This window comes from Mesorhizobium sp. WSM4312, assembly GCF_002294875.1.
GTDB lineage: Bacteria > Pseudomonadota > Alphaproteobacteria > Rhizobiales > Rhizobiaceae > Mesorhizobium.
On the sequence record NZ_NSFU01000006.1, the window covers coordinates 318,089 to 335,439 of the forward strand.

Sequence of the window (17,351 nt, forward strand, 5' to 3'; positions counted from 1 at the left end):
GAGGACGATGTCTTCGCATCCCCCACAGGGGAACAATGCAAAAGGCCGCCCGGTTGTTCCGGGCGGCCTTTGCCGTTCAGATTGGGAAGCCTGCCTACTCTGCGGCTTTTGGAAAGGCGGTCGGGGGTTCCGCGCCGTCGTCCACCGTCGGCGCGTCTGACGATACCTCGCCCTTGCCCTGCCGGAACAGCCGGCTGATCAAGCCGCGCCGTGCACCAGGCTTGACCTTGGCGCGGGTGAACACCATCAGCATCGACGGCGTCACCACCAGTGTCAGCACCGTCGCGAAGGACAGGCCGAAGACGATCGCCGAGGACAGCGAAATCCACCATTGCGTCGACGGCGCGTTGATCGTCGTCTCGTGATGGAAGATCTCCAGCCCAAGGCCGAAGGCGATCGGCAGCACGCCGAGGATGGCCGACACCGCCGTCAGCACCACCGGTCGCGCGCGCTCGCGGCAGGTCTGCAACACGGCATCCATCTTGTCCCAGCCCTCTTCGCGCAGCCGGTCGTAGGTGTCGATCAGCACGATGTTGTTGTTCACCACCACGCCGGCCAGCGCGATGACGCCGATACCCGACATGACGATGCCGAACGTCTCGCCTGTTATCAGCAGTCCCAGGAACACGCCGATCGTCGCCATGACCACGCAGGACAACACCAGCCAGACGCTGGTGAACTTGTTGAACTGCGCCAAAAGCACCAGGAAGATCAGGAAGATCGCCGCACCGAAGGCCTTGCTGAGGAAGGCGCTGGCTTCGGCGCTGTCCTCGTTCGAGCCGGCCAGCTTCCAGCGGATGCCGCTGCCGAGATTCATGTCGGCGACGGCCTGGGTAACCTCCTGCTGCACGGCGGCGACCTGCTTGCCGGCGGCGACGTTGGCCTGCACCACAACGGTGCGGGCGCCGTCGATGCGGTTGAGGATGCCGACGCTTGGCTTGGCCTTGCGGACGACGAAGTTCGAAATCGGCACCGACCCCTGCGAGGTCTGCACCCTGAGCTCGTCGAGCGTCGACAGCGTGCGCCGGTCCTCCGGCAAGCGCAGCCGGATGTCGACAGCCTTGTCGGCGCCGGCAGGCCGGTATTCCGAGAGCTTCAGGCCGTTGGTGACGAGTTGCACCACCGTGCCGACCGAGGTCGGGCTGATGCCATACTGCGCAGCCTTGGCGCGGTCGACCTCGAGTGCCCAGTCGACGCCGGGCGGCGGCAGGCCGTCGGAAACGTCGATGACGCCGGGCACCTTGGCGATGCGCGCTGCGACCGAACGCGCCTTCTCGTCCAACCCCTTTGGGTCGATGGCAGAAAGCCTGATCTGGATCGGCTTGCCGGTCGGCGGGCCGGCTTCCGGCACGCGGACCTCGACGTCGACGCCGGGAATACCGGCCATGACGCCGCGCAAATCGTTCAGGATCTGGTTCGCCGATTTGCGTTCGCGCCAGTCGATGAATTCGTACTGAATGACGCCGACGACATCCTCGGGCACGTCCTGGCCGCCGCCTTCGGACTTGCCGACGCGGGTATAGACCGACTTCAGGCCCGGCCAGCCGAGCAGCCGGTTTTCGGCGATCTTGGTCGCCGTGTCCATTTCGGCCAGAGAAAGGTTGCCGCGGGCATGCACATAAAGCAGGCCGTAGTCGGGCTCGACGCTCGGGAAGAACTCGACGCCGGCGCCGTACTTCGAATAGCCAACGAAGATGCCGGCCAGCAAGACCACTGTAAGCACCAGCACTGTGATGGGGAAGCGCACCGCCTGCTTGACGACCGCCATGTACCAGCCGTCGCGATTGTCGTCGGCGTGATGCTCCGGCGCCTTGGCGAAGATCGCGCCAAGCGTCGGCGCGAAGACCAGCGCATACAGCATCGAGGCCGACAGCGTGACGATCAGCGTGATCGGCATGTACTTCATGAAGTCGCCGATGATGCCCGGCCAGAACAGCAGCGGCGAGAAGGCGGCGATGCGCGTCATCGTCGCCGCGATGACCGGACCGGCCATGCGCTTGGCGGCAAGCGCGAAGGCTTCCTGCTTCGGCATGCCTTCGCTCATCCGCCGTTCGGCGAATTCGGTGACGATGATGGCGTCGTCGACCAGCATGCCGACCGCCAGGATAAGGCTGAACAGCACGATCATGTTGATCGTGTAGCCCATCATCGCCAGGAGCAGGATGCCGATCAGGAAGGACGACGGAATGGCGAGGCCAATCAGCAGCGACGCACGGCCGGACAGCGCGTAGAGGATGACGATGAACACCAGGATGACGGCGATCATCACGTGGTTCTGCAGGTCACCCAGCAGCTGGTTGACGAAGACCGACTTGTCCTGCGTGTAGGTGACGTGCATCCCCTCGGGCATGGTCTTGACGAAGGCATCGGACACCGCCCTCACCTTGGTGAGCGTGTCGATCAGATTGGCGCCGATGCGCTTCTTGACCTCGATGGCGATGGCCGGCTTGCCGTTGAGGCGCGTGATCGTCGTGGCATCGGCGAAGGTCGAGCGGATTGTCGCGATATCCTTGGCCTGCACCACGGCATTGGGGCCGGCGACCACCGGCAGCGCCGCCACATCCTCCGGCGTCTCGATCAGCGACGGCACCTTGACGGCGTATTTGCCTTGCGAGCCTTCGATATTGCCGGCGGCGACCAGGCTGTTGGAAGCGCCGACGGCGCCGATCAGCTGGTCGAGCTGCAGCCCGTAGGATGACAGTTTCATCGGATCGATGACGACCTCGACGAGATCGTCGCGGGAGCCCTGCAGCGAGCCTTCCAGAACGCCGGGCACTTCCTCGATGCGGTCACGCAGTTCGCGCGCCGCGGCGGCCAGCACGCGTTCGGGCAATTCGCCCGACAGTGTGACGACAAGCACCGGGAATTCGGAAATGTTGACCTCGGTGACGACAGGTTCCTCGGCCGCTTGCGGCAGATCGGCCTTGCCGTCCTGCACCTTGGAGCGTGTATCCTGCAGCGCCGTCGCGAGATTGGTCTGCGGCTGGAACTCGACCAGCACATAGCCGCCGCCCTGGAAGGCGGCAGAGCGCATTTCCTTGAGGCCCTTCAGGCTTTTCAGCTTGCTTTCCATCGGCCGCAGCAGAAGGCGCTCGGAATCCTCCGGCGAGATGCCTTGATAGATCAGGCTGACATACATCATCGGAATCGGAACGTCGGGTTCCGCTTCCTTCGGCGTCGACTGATAGGCGACCCAGCCTGCAATCAGCAGGAAGACCAGGACCGAGATGGTCAGGCGGGCATTGTTGATTGCGAGTCTGACGATATCCATGACTTATGCCTGTTGCTTTCGGGAGTGGCGAACGACCGACGTCGCCGGGCACGGCCCAGCGCCGGCGTCGCTGCGCTACTGCGTCCCGGCGGTGGCTTCGCCGATCAGCTTGTTGATGGTCGCCTGGTCGGCCTCGACCGGCTTGACCTCATCGCCTTCCTTCACCAGTTCCTGGCCGGCGACGATGATGCGCGCATCGGCCGGGATGCCGCCAAGCACGAGGCCGGTCGGGGTGTCGTCGACCAGGTCGATCGGGAAGAACGCAACCTTGTTGTCCTTGCCGACGGCGCGGATGCCCAGATCGCCCTTGTCGCCGAGCGTCACCACCGAGCGCGGCAGCAGGACCGCGTCGGTCGGCAGCGCGCTGAGCTGGATTTCCGCCGTCATGCCGGCCGGCACCGAGCCATCGGCATTGGGGATGGCGACCTCGACGCGGAAGGTGCGGGTCGCCGACGACGCGTCGCGGCTGATGTAGCGCACGGTGCCTTCGACGGTCTGGCCGCTGACCAGCCGGACGCTGGCCTTGTCGCCGATCTTGAGATAGCCGAGGTCGCGCTCGCTGATCTCGCCGCGGGCGATCACCGGATCGAGCTTGAGGATGGTGGCCACCTCGCCGCCCTGCATGACCGAGCTGCCAAGCTCCACCGGTACCCGGTCGATGACGCCATCGAACGGTGCCTTGACCTCGTTGCGGTCGAGCTCGGCCTGCGCTGTATCCAGCTGGGATGTCGCCTGGGTCAGGTTGGAGCGGGCGGTGTCGAGCTGCAGCTTGGGCAGATTGCCGGTCCTGGCGAGCCGTTCCGCGGCATCGAGCTCGGCCTTTCGCTGCACCAGCAACTGCTTGGCGTTGTCGACGCTCGAGATTTTTTCTTCCGCCGCCAGCATCAGCACCAGGTCGCCTGTCTTGACATGATCGCCTTGCTTGACCGGCAGCTTGTCGATGACGCCGGCGACGCGGGTTGCCAGAACCGCGCGCTTGTCGGCCTCGGTCAGGCCGGAGATGCGGATGGCGCGCGCGTAGGTCTTGCGTGGTGGCGTCACGACGGCAACGGTGCGCAGCGGCGCCTTCGGTTCGGCTTCCGCCGTCTTCGGCTTGCCAGCGTCCGGCGCCTTGCCCTGTTCGACTTCGGCCGCCTTGGCCTTGTTGGCCGCTACGCTGCCGACCGATGAGAATTCGCCTGTCGCCATCCACGCCGCGAAACCGATGAGCACAACAATGGCTGCAAGCTTGTGAAACCTGATTCTAGGCATCGTCATTTTTCCACTGCGGGTTCAGCCAGCACCGCGCCTTCATGACGCGGGCGCGTCGCCGATATGGGTGCGCGCCTGACCGTGTTCAAATTGCCGTGATAGGCGAGCGCGCTTCTACATCAAAGTTGCACTGCAATATAGCCTTAAAGTTGCAAGACCATTACGGCATCGGGCAAGGTGAACCCGCCGCCATCCAGTTTTCGATTGCTTGATAGGTCGCTTCGGCCGAGCCCGGAGCCGGCTCTCGATCCGAGCCCGGCGCCCAGCCCCAGGCGACAAGTTTATCGTCGCGGACATGCAGCGCGATATCGGCCAATTTGCGGTCGCCATTGCGCGCCGGATCCTTGATCTGGGCGCAGATTTCGGCCGAGGATTTTCCGAACCAGGCCATCTCGGTCGGCGCCAAATGCCAGCCCTCGGCGCCGGGTGGTCCGTGCAATGCCTTGGAATTACTGGAGAAATGGCAGGTTGTGCAGCGCAGGCCCGGATTGCCGAAGCCCGATCCGTCGGTTCCGCGCTGGACGTTGAAGGCGTGCACAAATGTGGTTCCATAATGCGCACCCGACCAGCGCGGCCGGTCGTCCGCGACATGACAATCGGCGCAGCGCGGATGTGAGAACACCGCATAGATCTTGTCCCATTCGGACAGACCCTTGGCAATGCCGACCGTCGGGCTCGGTGATGTCTGGCTCTCCTGCGCGGTTGCGGAAGGCGCCGCCGAAAACAAGATGGCAGCAGGCGTCAGCATGATGAGAAGCTTTTTCATGCGAAGGCCACCCTTGTCGACAGCGGCAGGGTGCGGATGCGCTTGCCGGTAAGCGCGAAGATGGCATTGGCCAGCGCCGGTGCCGCCGGCGGTGTGCCAACCTCGCCGACGCCGCCCATCTTGTGGAAGTTTTCCAGGATGGCGACTTCGAAGACCGGGCACTGGAAGATCCGCATGGCGTCGAAATCGTGGAAGTTCGACTGTTCGACCATGCCGTCGGCGAAGGTGATCTGCTGTCCCATTGCCGCCGACAGGCCGTAGATGGCGGCGGAAGTCAGCTGTGCCTCGACGATGCCCGGATCGAGGGCGGTGCCGACATCGGCGGCGATCCATACCTTCTCGATGCGGATGCCGGCCGGCGTGTCCGCCACCTGGACGATCTCGCCGACCCAGCTGCCGAAAGACAGCGTGAAGGCCACGCCCTTGGCCTTGCCGGCGGGCAGCGGCTCGCCCCATTTCGCCATCGCCGCGACCTTCTCCACCACCTTCACCGCTGCGGGATAGGCGGCCATCAGCTTCTTGCGCAGCTCGACCGGATCGATTTTGCCGGCGGTGGCGATCTCGTCCATGAACCCTTCATGGAAGAAGCCATTGATGGAACTGCCGACCGAGCGCCAGAAGCCGACCGGAATCGAGACGGGCGCCGCGACGCCGCTCACCCGATAGTTCGCAATGGTGTAGGGCTGGTCATAGGCACCATCGACAATGGACTTGTCGGGACCGACCGGCGATATCGAGGGAAACAGCCTGCGCAAGGTGCTGGCGATCACCGATGGCGAGGCGATTCTCATGTCGACGGCGACCGGCATGCCGTCGTCGCCAAGCCGTGCCTGGAACTTGCCGACCGCAGCAGGCCGGTAGGCGTCGTGACGCATGTCCTCTTCGCGCGTCCAGGTCACCTTGATTGGGCGCCCGCCCGTCTCCTTCGCCATCAACGCTGCGCAAAGCGAGAAGTCCATCTCGGTACGGCGGCCAAAGCCGCCGCCCATGAAGGTGGTGTGGACAGTGACCTTGTCCTGCTCGATACCGACCGCATTGGCGCAGAGCTGGCGCACCAGCGTCGGCGCCTGGTTGCCGCACCAGATGTCGAGGGCGCCATCCTTGAAGCGCGCCGTGGCATTCATCGGCTCCATGGTCGCATGCGCCAAATAGGGCACCGCATAGTCCGCCTCGACTATCTTTTCGCGCGGCGCGTCGGCGAAGGCGGTATCGACATCGCCATTGTCGCGCATCGCCGAGCCCTTGGTGCCGAGCGCCTGCTTCAGCACGTCCAAAATGGCGGCGCTGCTAAGCGGATATTCGGGATCCGCCCACTGGGCGTCGATGGCGTCGGCCGCCTTGAAGGCCGCCCAGGTATTTTGCGCGATGATGCCGAAGCCGTGGCCGTAATTCGTCTCGAGCGGCACGATCTTGATCACGCCCGGCATTTTCTCGGCTTTGGCGAGATCCACCTTGACTGGCTTGGCCCAGAAGCGCGGGCTCATCTTGACCGTGCCGTAGAGCATGTCCGGCAGCCTGACATCGATGCCGAAGATCGGCGCCCCGGTGACCTTGGCCAGCATGTCGATGCGCTTCTGCGGCTTTCCCAGCAGTTTCCAGTCGGCTCTGTCCTTGAGCTTGACTTCCGTCGGCGGCGCGATTGCTGCGGCAGCGGCCGCAACCGCGCCATAAGTCAGCGACTTGCCCGATGCCTTGTGCAGGATCGAACCATTGGCCGTTTCCAGATCGGCGGCGGCAACGCCGAGTTTCTGCGCAGCCGCCGCGATCAGCAGATGCCGGGCTGCGGCGCCCGCCTGGCGCATCTTGTCGAAACCGTCGCGCGTCGAAGCCGAGCCGCCGGTGACCTGGAGAGCAAGGAGTTTGCCGACCACACCGAGACCTGAGCGCACCGCCTGCGCGGTCATGCTCTCGTCGAAGAAGGCGAACGGACCACCCTCTTCGAGGATCGCCGCGTTGTAATAGGCGTAGGAGGCCGGGCCGTGCTCGACCTTGATCTGGTCGAGACCTACATCGAGTTCTTCGGCGACCATGATGGCGAGCGTCGTCGAAATGCCTTGCCCCATCTCGGCGCGCGGCGCGACGATGGTGATGGTGTTGTCGGCGGCGATCTTCACATAGGGGTTGAAGGTCGCCTCGCCCTTGCCGAGGTCGGTCTCGAGCGGATTCGCAAACGGTTTGCGATAATAATAGTAGCCGACGGCAACGCCGCCCGCGACAGCGGCCGCGCCGATCAGAAACGTGCGGCGGGCAATCTTTCCGACACTGGCCATGGTCAGAGCCCCGCCGTCTTGAGCGCCGCAGCCTTCCGGATGGCTGAGCGGATCTTGGGATAGGTGCCGCAGCGGCAGAGATTGCCACCCATGGCGTTGTCGATATCGGCGTCGCTCGGGTCGGCGACCTCGTCAAGCAGCGCCACCGCGCTCATGATCTGGCCGGCCTGGCAGTAGCCGCATTGCACGACTTGTTCCTCCAGCCATGCCTGCTGCACAGGATGCGGCCTGTCCGCCGTGCCGATGCCTTCGATGGTGGTGACAGCGCCGTCGACCTGGCCGACCGGAAGCGAGCAGGAGCGCACCGGCTGACCATCGACATGCACGGTGCAGGCGCCGCATGCGGCAATGCCGCAGCCGAACTTCGGTCCTGTCTTGCCGATGAGATCGCGCAGTGCCCACAACAGCGGCATGTCCGGATCGACGTCGATGTCGAATGACTGCCCGTCGACGGTGAGGCGCATGGGGATACCCTTTGTTGTCGTCCACGGCCCGAGGGCGAAGAGCCTTGGGTCGCTTTCCCTTCAAACAGATTGACAAATTACGTCATTTTGTCAATTGAGATTTTGCAGGATAGTGTTGCTGCATGAATCAGAACGAAGACATCGCCGCCGCCGACCCCAAACGCGTCCGTATCCTGGATGGCGCAATGAAGGTGTTTTTGGCCTATGGCTTCACCCGCACCACCATGGACGACATCGCCCGCGCCGCCGACATGTCGCGTCCGGCGCTTTATCTTCAGTTCAAGAACAAGACCGACATTTTCCGTGCCATCGCCATGATGGTGCTGTCGCGCTCGGTCGCGGCGGCAAAAATGGCTCTGGCCGGCGATGGTGTTTTCACCGAGCGCATCATGCGAGCCATCGACGAAGCTTTCATCTCGATGATGAGCGCCGTCGTTGCTTCGCCGCATGGCGCCGAATTGCTGGACATGAAATCGAGCCTCGGCGATCTGGTCGGCTGCTGGCGCGGCGCTCTTGTCGAACATATCGCCGCCGCTATTCATGGCGAGGCGGCCAGGAACGGCGTCGATCTGGCGGCCAGGGGCCTGTCGACGCAACTGCTTGCCGACATGCTGCTCGATGGGCTGGAAGGCATGAAAGCGCGGATCAGCGATCCTGAGGGGCAGCGGCAGGCGGCCGCCGCCCTGGTCAAGGTGATCGACCTGGCGCTGAAAGCCGGATGAAGCCGAGATGTGTCGGGGTTCCGCTCAGGCCCGGCGGCGCTCCGCCTCGGGGTTCTTGCGCGCTGCAAGAAATTCCTTGACCCGCCGACCGGGTGCGGGGCCGCGCACCGGCTTGAAGCCGTCATCGAGTTCACCGGAGAGATCGAGCGTCGGCCGCTTGCCGACGGCATCGTAGTTTTCTTCCAGCCAGTCGCTGGCGGCGGTGCGGCCGAGATCGCGCAGATAGGTCAGGAAAGCCCATTCGGCATTGACCTTCGATGACGCCGACAGGTCCTTGAACGCCTCGTCGGCATCGATGCGGTGCATCCGGATGTCGCGATACTCGCCATGCGGCAGCCGGCCGGCGGCGATCAGTTCCTTGACGAAGGCGATCGAGCGGAATTCGCGCAGCAGCCCGGCATTGAAGGTGATTTCGTCGATGCGGTTCTGGATCTCGTTGGCGCTTCTGGGCGTTCCTTCGCGCACCACCGGATTGATCTGCACCAGCAGCACATCCTCGGTCGCCGCCGTCTTGAAGAACGGATAGAGCGCCGGGTTGCCGCCATAGCCGCCATCCCAATAGGGCACGCCCTTGATCTCGACGGCGCGGAACAATTGCGGCAGGCAGGCCGAGGCCATCACCGTGTCGAGGTCGATCTCGCCATCGGAAAAGACCCGCAGCTGCCCGGTCTCGACATTGGTGGCCGAGATGAACAGCTCCATCGACTTGCAGGCGCGGACATTTTTGAAGTCGATCTCCTGCGCCACCACGTCGCGCAGCGGATTGAGGCCCAGCGGATTGGCGACATAGGGCGAGAATACCCGCGACATGGTGTCGAAGAACACATAGCCCGGCGTGTTCTCGATCGACCAATTGCCCCAGGCGACGTCCCACGGCATGCGCTGCACCGGGCTGAACCGGCCCTTTGCCGCCACCGCACGCCAGAAATCGTCGAGCTTCTTGCGCGCGCCCTCGACCCCGCCACGCACGAATCCATCGGCCAGCGCCACCGCGTTCATGGCGCCGGCGCTGGTGCCGGAAACCGCCGATATCTCCAGCCTGCCGTCCTCCAGCAGCCGGTCGAGGACGCCCCAGGAAAAGGCGCCATGCGAGCCGCCACCCTGAAGCGCGATGTTGATCTTCTTGCTTTCCTCCGCCTTGCCGTTCTTCGTCATGGCGTTCCTGTCGTCCTTATGCGCCAACCTGCCTCTACGTCACGGAAGGAAGCAGCTATCGGCGGCCCATGTTGCAGTGCAGCATATAAGGACGGACCAAGGCAAGAACACGAACACGGTCGCGTGATCACATGAAATTTCCGCCATGAGAGAAAGGCCCCTCCGCTTGAAGCGGAGAGGCTGTGTCCTCAGGTCAGGGATGCCTAGGCGACCAAATCGGGCACCGGGCCGACATAACGCGATTGCGGACGGATCAGCCGTCCGGTCGTCTGCTGCTCGCGCGCATGCGCGATCCAGCCGGCAACGCGACCGGCGGCGAAGACATTGCTGAAGGCCTGTGGCGGGAAACCCGCCGCTTCGAGCACCAGCGCGGTGTAGAATTCGACATTGGTCTGCAGCGAGCGCTGCGGCTTGGCGATCCGCAACACCTCGAGCGCCGTCTTTTCGACCTCCTCGGCGAAAGCCAGCCGGCGGCCGGTCTCGCCCTCGCCGCCAAGCTGTCGCACGACCGCTTTCAGCACATCGGCGCGCGGATCGCGCACACGGTAGATGCGATGGCCGAACCCCATGATCCGCCTGCCATGCGCGATCTCGTTGCGCAGCCAGCCGGCCGCGTCGCCATGTGCCTCGATCGCATCGAGCATCTCGATCACCGGGCCGGGCGCGCCGCCATGCAGCGGCCCCTTGAGCGCGCCGAGCCCGGCCAGCACCGACGAGGTCAGGCCGGCCAATGTCGAAGCAACGACGCGCGTGGCGAAGGTCGAGGCGTTGAGGCCGTGGTCGCAGACGGTCACCAGATAGGTGTCGAGCGTTTTTGCCAATGCCGGCGACGGAGCGGAACCCCGGAGCATGCGCAACATGTCGGCGGCATGGCCGGCCTTGCCATCCGGCGCGACTGGCTGCTCGCCGCGCTGCAGGCGCAGCAAGGCAGGCGTCACCACGGCGGGCGCCGCGATCAGCCGCAGCGCGTCCGCCAATGTTTCGCCGTCTGGCAGCAGAGCCATGCCGGCGCGCATGGCACTATAGATTTCGAGTGGTGCCAGCAGCGACAGCGAAGGAAGGGTCCGCTCGAACACCTCGACACGCGCCTCGCCCAGTTGCGCCGCCAGTTCGGTATCGCCAGGCAGATCCTCGAAGAAGCCGTCGAGCAACAGCCGGACGACCTGCGGAAAGTTCCATCGTCCGGCCAGTTCCGCCAGCGAATGACCACGGATCGTCAGTCGGCCGCCCAGACCATCCACGTCGGACAGCACGGTTTCGGCCGCCACCACATCATCGAGCCCATTCGCCATGACCTTGTCTCCTTGAAGCTTTTGCCGATCGGAGATAAGGCTGGTCAACCCAAGCATCAATCTTGATCAATAGAATCAATATCAGAGCCGAAAATGTCGGAATGGCTGTCCCGGGAAGAGGCGTTGGAAAGGCTGCGGGTAAGGCCGCAGACGCTCTATGCCTATGTCAGCCGCGGGCGCATCGGCATGCGTCCCGACCGTGCCGATCCACGCCGCAGCCAGTATCGCGCCGACGACATCGCGGCGCTGGCAACACGCCGGGCGCGCGGACGCAGCCCCTCGGCCATCGCCGAAAGCGCGATTGCCTGGGGCGAGCCGTCGATCGCAACGGCGATTTCGACCGTCTGGCACGGTCGCCTCATCTATCGGGGCCAGGACGCCGCCCTGCTGTCCGACCATGCCACGCTGGAAGAAACCGCCGCTGTGCTTTGGGCTCTGCCTGAACCGGTCCGCTTCGAAGCGCCGCTGCCGGATGCGCCACGCCACTCCGGCCGCGCCCCGGCCTTCGCGCAACTTGCCTTGCTGGCCGGCCAGGCTCGGCCTTCGCTTGGACGCAGCGCCGCCTCGCTATGTGCCGACGCCGCGCGCGCAATCGGCGTGCTGGCCGGCGCCCTCGGTGCCGAAGCGGGGCCGGATCCGGTGCACCGGCGATTGGCACGGGGCTGGTCGGTCGATGAGGGTGGCGCCGATGCGATCCGGCGCGCCCTTGTGCTGCTCGCCGATCACGAGCTGAATGCATCGACCTTCGCGGCCCGCGTCGCGGCCTCCACCGGCGCCTCGCCCGCCGCTTGCCTGCTGGCGGGCCTGGCAACACTCTCGGGACCGCGCCATGGCGGTGCCGGCGAAGCGGTGATGCAACTTGCTGAAGATGCGGCGCGGCACGGCGCCGACGCCGCGGTCCGGCGCTGGCTCGGCCACGACCGGCCGCTGCCGGGGTTCGGCCACCAACTCTATCCCGAGGGCGATCCGCGGGCCACGGCGCTCCTGGCAGCCATCGGCAACACCGATGAGACCTTGCGGTTGCTGGAGATCGCCGCCATCGCAGCGACCGGCGCCCAGCCGAATATCGATTTTGCCCTGGCCGTGCTGACGCGCGGCCTCGGGCTGCCGCGCGATGCGCCGTTCCATCTGTTCGCGCTCGGGCGCAGCGTCGGCTGGGCAGCCCATATGGTCGAACAGATCATGAGCGGCAGCATCATCAGGCCACGCGGCCGCTATGAAGGGCTGTTGCCCTGACAGCGTTTTGCCTGATGCGGTTTCGACCCGGGCTCAACTTTGTCAGCCGTCAAGCGGAGTTGGTCCCGAACCGCGTCCGGTACGCAGCGGGCGTCGTGGCGAATTGCCGGCGGAAATGATGCCGCAGCGTCGCCGCCGCGCCAAAGCCGGCGGTCTCGGCAATCCGCTCGATCGGCATGCTCGTGTCTTCCAGCAAAGTGCGCGCCCGCGAAAGCCGCTCCGAAAGCAGCCAGCGCGCCGGCGTGACACCGGTCGCGGCCGCGAACCGGCGCAAAAATGTCCGCTCGCTCATCCCGGCAAGACTGGCCAGGGTGGCAACGGGGTAGTCGGCGGAAATATCCGCGCGCATTCTGTCGATCAACGGTCCAAGCCGGCCGCGTTCGTGCGGCTCGGGAACCGAACTTTCGACATATTGCGCCTGGCCGCCGTCGCGATGCGGCGGCACGACCAGGCGGCGTGCCACCATATTGGCCGCCTTGGTGCCGAAGTCGCGCCGCACCAGATGCAGGCAAAGGTCGATGCCCGCAGCACTGCCGGCCGATGTCAGCACGTTTCCCTCATCGATGTACAAAACGTCAGGGACCACGGTGATGTCGGGATACATCTCCCTCAACCTGTCGCTGTAGCGCCAATGCGTGGTTGCCTTCTTGCCTGACAGCAGGCCGGCCGCAGCGAGCACGAAGACGCCCGAGCAGATGGACAGGATGCGTGCGCCCCGCTCGCTGGCCTTGCGAAGCGCCTCGATCAGCAATGGCGGCACCGGACAGTCCACGCCGCGCCATCCCGGCACGATCACCGTGCCGGCCTCGCCGATCAGATCGGGTCCGCCATCGGCGACGATGCGCACGCCGCCCATCGCACGCATTTCGCCCGCATCGATGCCGGCGACGGCAAAACGGTACCAATCCGCGCCCATCTCCGGTCTGGGCAAGGCGAACATCTCGGCCGCCACGCCGAACTCGAACGTGCACAGCCCGTCATAGGCGACGGCAACGACCAGTGGGTTGGCAGGAGGCATGTTTGGCATGATCTTGACGATATATGGCAAAGCTGCCAGCTGCAATCGCCAGGCCCGGTGCGCTACCTCAACTCCATCAGCGATGGAGACAAGCTCCATCCGTAAACGATGGAGGCCAGCTCCATCGGCGATGGAGATCCTTGATGAGCTATGTGACAGACGTTCCAGCGGCCTCGCCGGAGATCGCGCGCGACCATTTCCTGCGCCGGCTTTCTGTCGAGACCGACTGTTCGGACGTTGCCGCGGCAATGCGCGGCGGAGAGCCGGACTTCGTGCTTTTGCACGTGGTCGGTTCGCCCGATGCCTATGAGCGCCGCCATGTGCCGGGCGCGCTGCACCTGCCGCACCGCGAAATATCGGCCGAGCGGATGGCAGAGTGGCCGGCAGGCACGCTGTTCGTGGTCTATTGCGCCGGGCCGCATTGCAATGGCGCGGACCGGGCGGCCTTCAAACTGGCCAGCCTCGGGCTGCCGGTCAAGATCATGATCGGCGGCATTTCAGGCTGGCAGGACGAAGGGCTTCCTTTCGCCTCGAGCAGGGAGCCTGGCGTTCTACAAGCATGACTTGGCCTTGCCGGCTGGCCGGCTCACGACATCGTGTCGAGCTTGCGCTGCATGGCCGCGATCTGGTCCTTCAGCTGCTGCAGATCGTCGGATTTCTCCGGCGGCGCGTCCTTCCTGGCCGGTTCGGCGGGGGCCGCGGCCGGCGCTGAGCCCGCGGGCGGGAAAGGCGTGAACAGCCGCATCGCGTTCTGGAACATTTCCATATTGCGGCGGGTCTGCTCTTCCAGCGCCTTGATCGGCGTCGCCATCTTCATCACATCGAGCGGCGACTTGCCGATGGCGCCCTTCATCTGCTCGCGAAAGCGCTCCTGCTCCTTGGAGAAGGCGATCATCGACTGTTCAAGGAAGCTCGGCACGATCATCTGCATCTGGTCGCCGTAGAAGGCGATCAGTTGGCGCAGGAACGGGATCGGCAGCATGTTCTGCCCATCCTTGTTCTCTAGCTCGAAAATGATCTGGGTCAGCACCGGATGCGTGATGTCGTCGCCTGTCTTGGCGTCCTGGACGGTGAACTCCTCGCCCTTCTTGACCATGTCGGCCAGATCCTCGAGCGTCACATAGGTGCTCGTCCCCGTATTATAGAGGCGGCGATTGGCGTATTTCTTGATAATGATCGGGTCGTCTTTTGCGGCCATCTGCATCCTCCCCGGACACCGGCACGCCTGAGTAAGCAGCCGGTAACGATTGCGCCCTTTTTGAGGATATGCGCAAAAGCCTCATAATTCCAAGCAGTTTGTGCAGTGCGGGATCATATAATGCTGCATAGCAGGCGAAATATGCTGCGCAGCAGCGGCCAGTCCGCCGGCGCGGCGGCGCGCGACCTGCTTGGCGTGCATGGGCGCCATGCCGATTTCCGGTTTGACTTGGGTCATGGAAAGGGCAAGAAAAGTTGCCAACAATGCCTGAAAACACGACAGCTCGAAGTCTGGAGAAGAAAATGTCCTCTGCCAATTCCATCGTTGTCGCCAGTGCCGCGCGCACGGCCGTCGGCTCCTTCAACGGTGCTTTCGCGGCCACGCCGGCGCATGAACTCGGCGCTGTCGTCATCAAGGAGCTTTTGGCGCGCGCGGGCGTCGAGGCAGCCGAGGTCGACGAGGTCATCCTCGGCCAGGTGCTGACCGCGGCCCAGGGCCAGAACCCGGCCCGCCAGGCCTCGATCATTGCCGGCCTGCCCAAGGAGACCACCGCCTGGGGCCTCAACCAGGTTTGCGGCTCGGGCCTGCGCGCCATCGCGCTCGGCATGCAGCAGATCGCCACCGGTGACGCCAAGGTGATCGTTGCCGGCGGACAGGAATCGATGTCGCTGTCGCCGCACGCCGAGCACCTGCGCGCCGGCGTCAAGATGGGCGACTACAAGATGATCGACACCATGATCAAGGACGGCCTGTGGGACGCCTTCAACGGCTACCACATGGGCAACACCGCCGAAAACGTCGCCCGCCAGTTCCAGATCACCCGGGACGATCAGGACCAGTTCGCGCTGGCCTCGCAGAACAAGGCCGAGGCCGCGCAGAAGGCCGGCAAATTCAAGGACGAAATCGTCGCCTTCACCATCAAGGGCAAGAAGGGCGACACCATTGTCGATCAGGACGAATACATCCGCCACGGCGCCACGCTTGACGCTATGACCAAGCTGAAGCCGGCCTTCGACAAGGACGGCACGGTGACCGCCGCCAACGCCTCCGGCATCAATGACGGAGCGGCCGGCGCGCTGCTGATGAGCGAAGTGGAGGCCGCAAGGCGCGGCATCACCCCGCTGGCGCGCATCGCGTCCTGGGCAACCGCCGGCGTCGATCCGGCGATCATGGGAACCGGCCCGATCCCCGCCTCGCGCAGGGCTTTGGAGAAGGCCGGCTGGTCGGTCGGCGATCTCGAGCTGGTCGAGGCCAACGAGGCATTTGCCGCGCAGGCCTGCGCCGTCAACAAGGGCATGGGCTGGGATCCCTCGATCGTCAACGTCAATGGCGGCGCCATCGCCATCGGCCATCCGATCGGCGCCTCGGGCGCCCGCGTCTTCAACACGCTGGTCCACGAGATGCGCCGCCGCGGCGCCAAGAAGGGCCTCGCGACGCTGTGCATCGGCGGCGGCATGGGCGTCGCCATGTGCGTTGAAGCGCTCTGAGAAAACGATGACCGGGCGGCGCGAGCCGCCCGTTCAATATCCAGTGCCTGCCAAGCCCGAAAACAGGGCGATATCAAAAGGGGAAATGCATGACCAAGGTTGCAATCGTCACGGGCGGATCGCGCGGCATCGGCGCGGCGATCTCGATCGCTTTGAAGACCGCAGGCTATTCGGTTGCCGCGAACTACGCCGGCAACGACGAAGCGGCGGCGAAATTCAAGGCCGAGACCGGCATTCCGGTCTACAAATGGTCGGTCGCCGAGTATGACGCTTGCGCCGCCGGCGTCAAACAGGTCGAGGCCGACCTCGGCCCGGTCTCGGTGCTGGTCAACAACGCAGGCATCACCCGCGATGCCATGTTCCACAAGATCACCCGCGACCAGTGGAAAGAAGTCATCGACACCAACCTGTCGGGTGTTTTCAACATGACGCATCCGCTGTGGAACGGCATGCGCGAGCGCAAATTCGGCCGCGTCATCACCATCTCCTCGATCAACGGCCAGAAGGGCCAGGCCGGCCAGGTCAATTATTCCGCCGCCAAGGCCGGCGACATCGGCTTCTCGAAGGCGCTCGCCCAAGAGGGGGCTCGCGCGGGCATCACCGTCAACGTCATCTGCCCCGGCTACATCGCCACCGAAATGGTCAAGGCCATCGACGAGAAGGTGCTCAACGAGCGCATCCTGCCGCAGATCCCTGTCGGCCGCCTCGGCGAGCCGGAAGAGATCGCGCGCTGCGTCGTCTTCCTCGCCTCGCAGGATGCCGGCTTCATCACCGGCTCGACCATCACCGCCAATGGCGGCCAGTACTTCGCCTGAGACGTCTGACGGTGGCTCACATCCCGCGACGAACGGACCGGGAAACCGGTCCGTTTTCAATGGAGGCCTGGAGCCCTGGACGCCCCGCTGCGGCGCAATGCCCCAATCCGGCACGCAAAGGTTAATGGCGGCAGCGCCGCCTGTGCGAACCCTGTGGGCAAGCCTGTGAATCCTCGGTGGATAAGCTGTTCACAACACAAGATATTGACGGAACAAAACGGGAAAATGCCGCCGGCGCTGATTTGTCGCCGATTCGTTCCGGCTTTGGGCGGAAGTTAACGTTAATGCCCGGGATTCAGCCGTGTTTCATTAACGACAAATTCAGAAAGATTAACAATTTCATAATGTTGAGCGACAGCCATCGAGATGCTTCGTTCATTTGCCGGCAAAAGTTAAGGACGAGGCC

Annotated in this window: 14 protein-coding genes; 5 read left to right on the plus strand and 9 right to left on the minus strand. The window is 64.5% G+C overall.

What is annotated here, in order from left to right:
- Positions 1-94: 94 nt before the first annotated feature.
- The 5 genes from CK228_RS12340 to CK228_RS12360 all read right to left on the minus strand — a co-directional run bounded on the left by CK228_RS12340 (position 95) and on the right by CK228_RS12360 (position 8,022).
- Complete coding sequence (locus CK228_RS12340; RefSeq protein WP_095788016.1) at positions 95-3,271, minus strand: efflux RND transporter permease subunit; 3,177 nt, start codon at positions 3,269-3,271, stop codon at positions 95-97.
- Between the two features lie 75 nt (positions 3,272-3,346).
- Entirely contained in the window at positions 3,347-4,522 is a 1,176-nt protein-coding gene (locus CK228_RS12345; protein ID WP_095788056.1) for an efflux RND transporter periplasmic adaptor subunit, read from the minus strand.
- 160 nt (positions 4,523-4,682) lie between these two features.
- The gene (locus CK228_RS12350; protein WP_095788017.1) at positions 4,683-5,288 is read right to left on the minus strand and encodes a hypothetical protein; all 606 of its coding nucleotides are present in this window, start codon (positions 5,286-5,288) and stop codon (positions 4,683-4,685) included.
- Positions 5,285-7,558 carry a xanthine dehydrogenase family protein molybdopterin-binding subunit gene (locus CK228_RS12355; RefSeq protein WP_095788018.1) on the minus strand — a complete coding sequence of 758 codons (2,274 nt, stop codon included), beginning with the start codon at positions 7,556-7,558 and terminating at the stop codon, positions 5,285-5,287. Before CK228_RS12355 ends, CK228_RS12350 begins: the two co-directional genes overlap by 4 nt.
- Positions 7,559-7,560: 2 nt before the next feature.
- A complete protein-coding gene (locus CK228_RS12360; RefSeq protein ID WP_095788019.1) occupies positions 7,561-8,022 on the minus strand; it encodes a (2Fe-2S)-binding protein in 462 nt (153 codons plus the stop codon).
- A 122-nt stretch (positions 8,023-8,144) separates the two neighbouring features.
- Here CK228_RS12360 and CK228_RS12365 point away from each other — a divergent pair, with 122 nt between their 5' ends.
- A complete protein-coding gene (locus CK228_RS12365; protein WP_095772086.1) occupies positions 8,145-8,744 on the plus strand; it encodes a TetR/AcrR family transcriptional regulator in 600 nt (199 codons plus the stop codon).
- A gap of 24 nt (positions 8,745-8,768) precedes the next feature.
- Here the strand turns inward: CK228_RS12365 and CK228_RS12370 are convergent, their stop codons facing one another.
- Positions 8,769-9,899 (minus strand): patatin-like phospholipase family protein, encoded by a 1,131-nt coding sequence (locus CK228_RS12370; protein WP_095788057.1) that lies wholly within the window; start codon positions 9,897-9,899, stop codon positions 8,769-8,771.
- A 203-nt stretch (positions 9,900-10,102) separates the two neighbouring features.
- Positions 10,103-11,191 carry a citrate synthase/methylcitrate synthase gene (locus CK228_RS12375; protein ID WP_095788058.1) on the minus strand — a complete coding sequence of 363 codons (1,089 nt, stop codon included), beginning with the start codon at positions 11,189-11,191 and terminating at the stop codon, positions 10,103-10,105.
- A gap of 93 nt (positions 11,192-11,284) precedes the next feature.
- On the opposite strand from CK228_RS12375, the gene CK228_RS12380 reads away from it, so the two are divergent.
- Positions 11,285-12,427 carry a citrate synthase gene (locus CK228_RS12380; protein WP_095788020.1) on the plus strand — a complete coding sequence of 381 codons (1,143 nt, stop codon included), beginning with the start codon at positions 11,285-11,287 and terminating at the stop codon, positions 12,425-12,427.
- Between the two features lie 49 nt (positions 12,428-12,476).
- Here CK228_RS12380 and ftrA read toward each other — a convergent pair whose 3' ends face one another.
- The gene (ftrA, locus tag CK228_RS12385) at positions 12,477-13,454 is read right to left on the minus strand and encodes a transcriptional regulator FtrA (protein WP_095788059.1); all 978 of its coding nucleotides are present in this window, start codon (positions 13,452-13,454) and stop codon (positions 12,477-12,479) included.
- A gap of 134 nt (positions 13,455-13,588) precedes the next feature.
- Here ftrA and CK228_RS12390 point away from each other — a divergent pair, with 134 nt between their 5' ends.
- Positions 13,589-14,008, plus strand: coding sequence for a rhodanese-like domain-containing protein (locus CK228_RS12390; RefSeq protein ID WP_095788021.1), 420 nt, complete (start codon positions 13,589-13,591; stop codon positions 14,006-14,008).
- Between the two features lie 23 nt (positions 14,009-14,031).
- On the opposite strand, the gene phaR is transcribed toward CK228_RS12390, so the two are convergent.
- A complete protein-coding gene (gene phaR / locus CK228_RS12395) occupies positions 14,032-14,643 on the minus strand; it encodes a polyhydroxyalkanoate synthesis repressor PhaR (RefSeq protein ID WP_095788022.1) in 612 nt (203 codons plus the stop codon).
- Between the two features lie 302 nt (positions 14,644-14,945).
- On the opposite strand from phaR, the gene CK228_RS12405 reads away from it, so the two are divergent.
- Both CK228_RS12405 and phbB read left to right on the plus strand, forming a co-directional pair.
- Entirely contained in the window at positions 14,946-16,130 is a 1,185-nt protein-coding gene (locus CK228_RS12405; protein WP_095788060.1) for an acetyl-CoA C-acetyltransferase, read from the plus strand.
- 89 nt (positions 16,131-16,219) lie between these two features.
- On the plus strand, positions 16,220-16,945 hold the full coding sequence (gene phbB / locus CK228_RS12410) for an acetoacetyl-CoA reductase (protein WP_095788024.1): 726 nt from the start codon (positions 16,220-16,222) through the stop codon (positions 16,943-16,945).
- Positions 16,946-17,351 lie beyond the last annotated feature (406 nt).

Excerpts from the sequence above, each read along its gene's own strand:
- CK228_RS12340 (WP_095788016.1), bottom strand. The coding sequence starts at position 3,271 with ATGGATATCGTCAGACTCGCAATCAACAATGCCCGCCTGACCATCTCG.
- CK228_RS12345 (WP_095788056.1), bottom strand. The coding sequence starts at position 4,522 with ATGCCTAGAATCAGGTTTCACAAGCTTGCAGCCATTGTTGTGCTCATC.
- CK228_RS12350 (WP_095788017.1), bottom strand. The coding sequence starts at position 5,288 with ATGAAAAAGCTTCTCATCATGCTGACGCCTGCTGCCATCTTGTTTTCG.
- CK228_RS12355 (WP_095788018.1), bottom strand. The coding sequence starts at position 7,558 with ATGGCCAGTGTCGGAAAGATTGCCCGCCGCACGTTTCTGATCGGCGCG.
- CK228_RS12360 (WP_095788019.1), bottom strand. The coding sequence starts at position 8,022 with ATGCGCCTCACCGTCGACGGGCAGTCATTCGACATCGACGTCGATCCG.
- CK228_RS12365 (WP_095772086.1), top strand. The coding sequence starts at position 8,145 with ATGAATCAGAACGAAGACATCGCCGCCGCCGACCCCAAACGCGTCCGT.
- CK228_RS12370 (WP_095788057.1), bottom strand. The coding sequence starts at position 9,899 with ATGACGAAGAACGGCAAGGCGGAGGAAAGCAAGAAGATCAACATCGCG.
- CK228_RS12375 (WP_095788058.1), bottom strand. The coding sequence starts at position 11,191 with ATGGCGAATGGGCTCGATGATGTGGTGGCGGCCGAAACCGTGCTGTCC.
- CK228_RS12380 (WP_095788020.1), top strand. The coding sequence starts at position 11,285 with ATGTCGGAATGGCTGTCCCGGGAAGAGGCGTTGGAAAGGCTGCGGGTA.
- ftrA (WP_095788059.1), bottom strand. The coding sequence starts at position 13,454 with ATGCCAAACATGCCTCCTGCCAACCCACTGGTCGTTGCCGTCGCCTAT.
- CK228_RS12390 (WP_095788021.1), top strand. The coding sequence starts at position 13,589 with ATGAGCTATGTGACAGACGTTCCAGCGGCCTCGCCGGAGATCGCGCGC.
- phaR (WP_095788022.1), bottom strand. The coding sequence starts at position 14,643 with ATGGCCGCAAAAGACGACCCGATCATTATCAAGAAATACGCCAATCGC.
- CK228_RS12405 (WP_095788060.1), top strand. The coding sequence starts at position 14,946 with ATGTCCTCTGCCAATTCCATCGTTGTCGCCAGTGCCGCGCGCACGGCC.
- phbB (WP_095788024.1), top strand. The coding sequence starts at position 16,220 with ATGACCAAGGTTGCAATCGTCACGGGCGGATCGCGCGGCATCGGCGCG.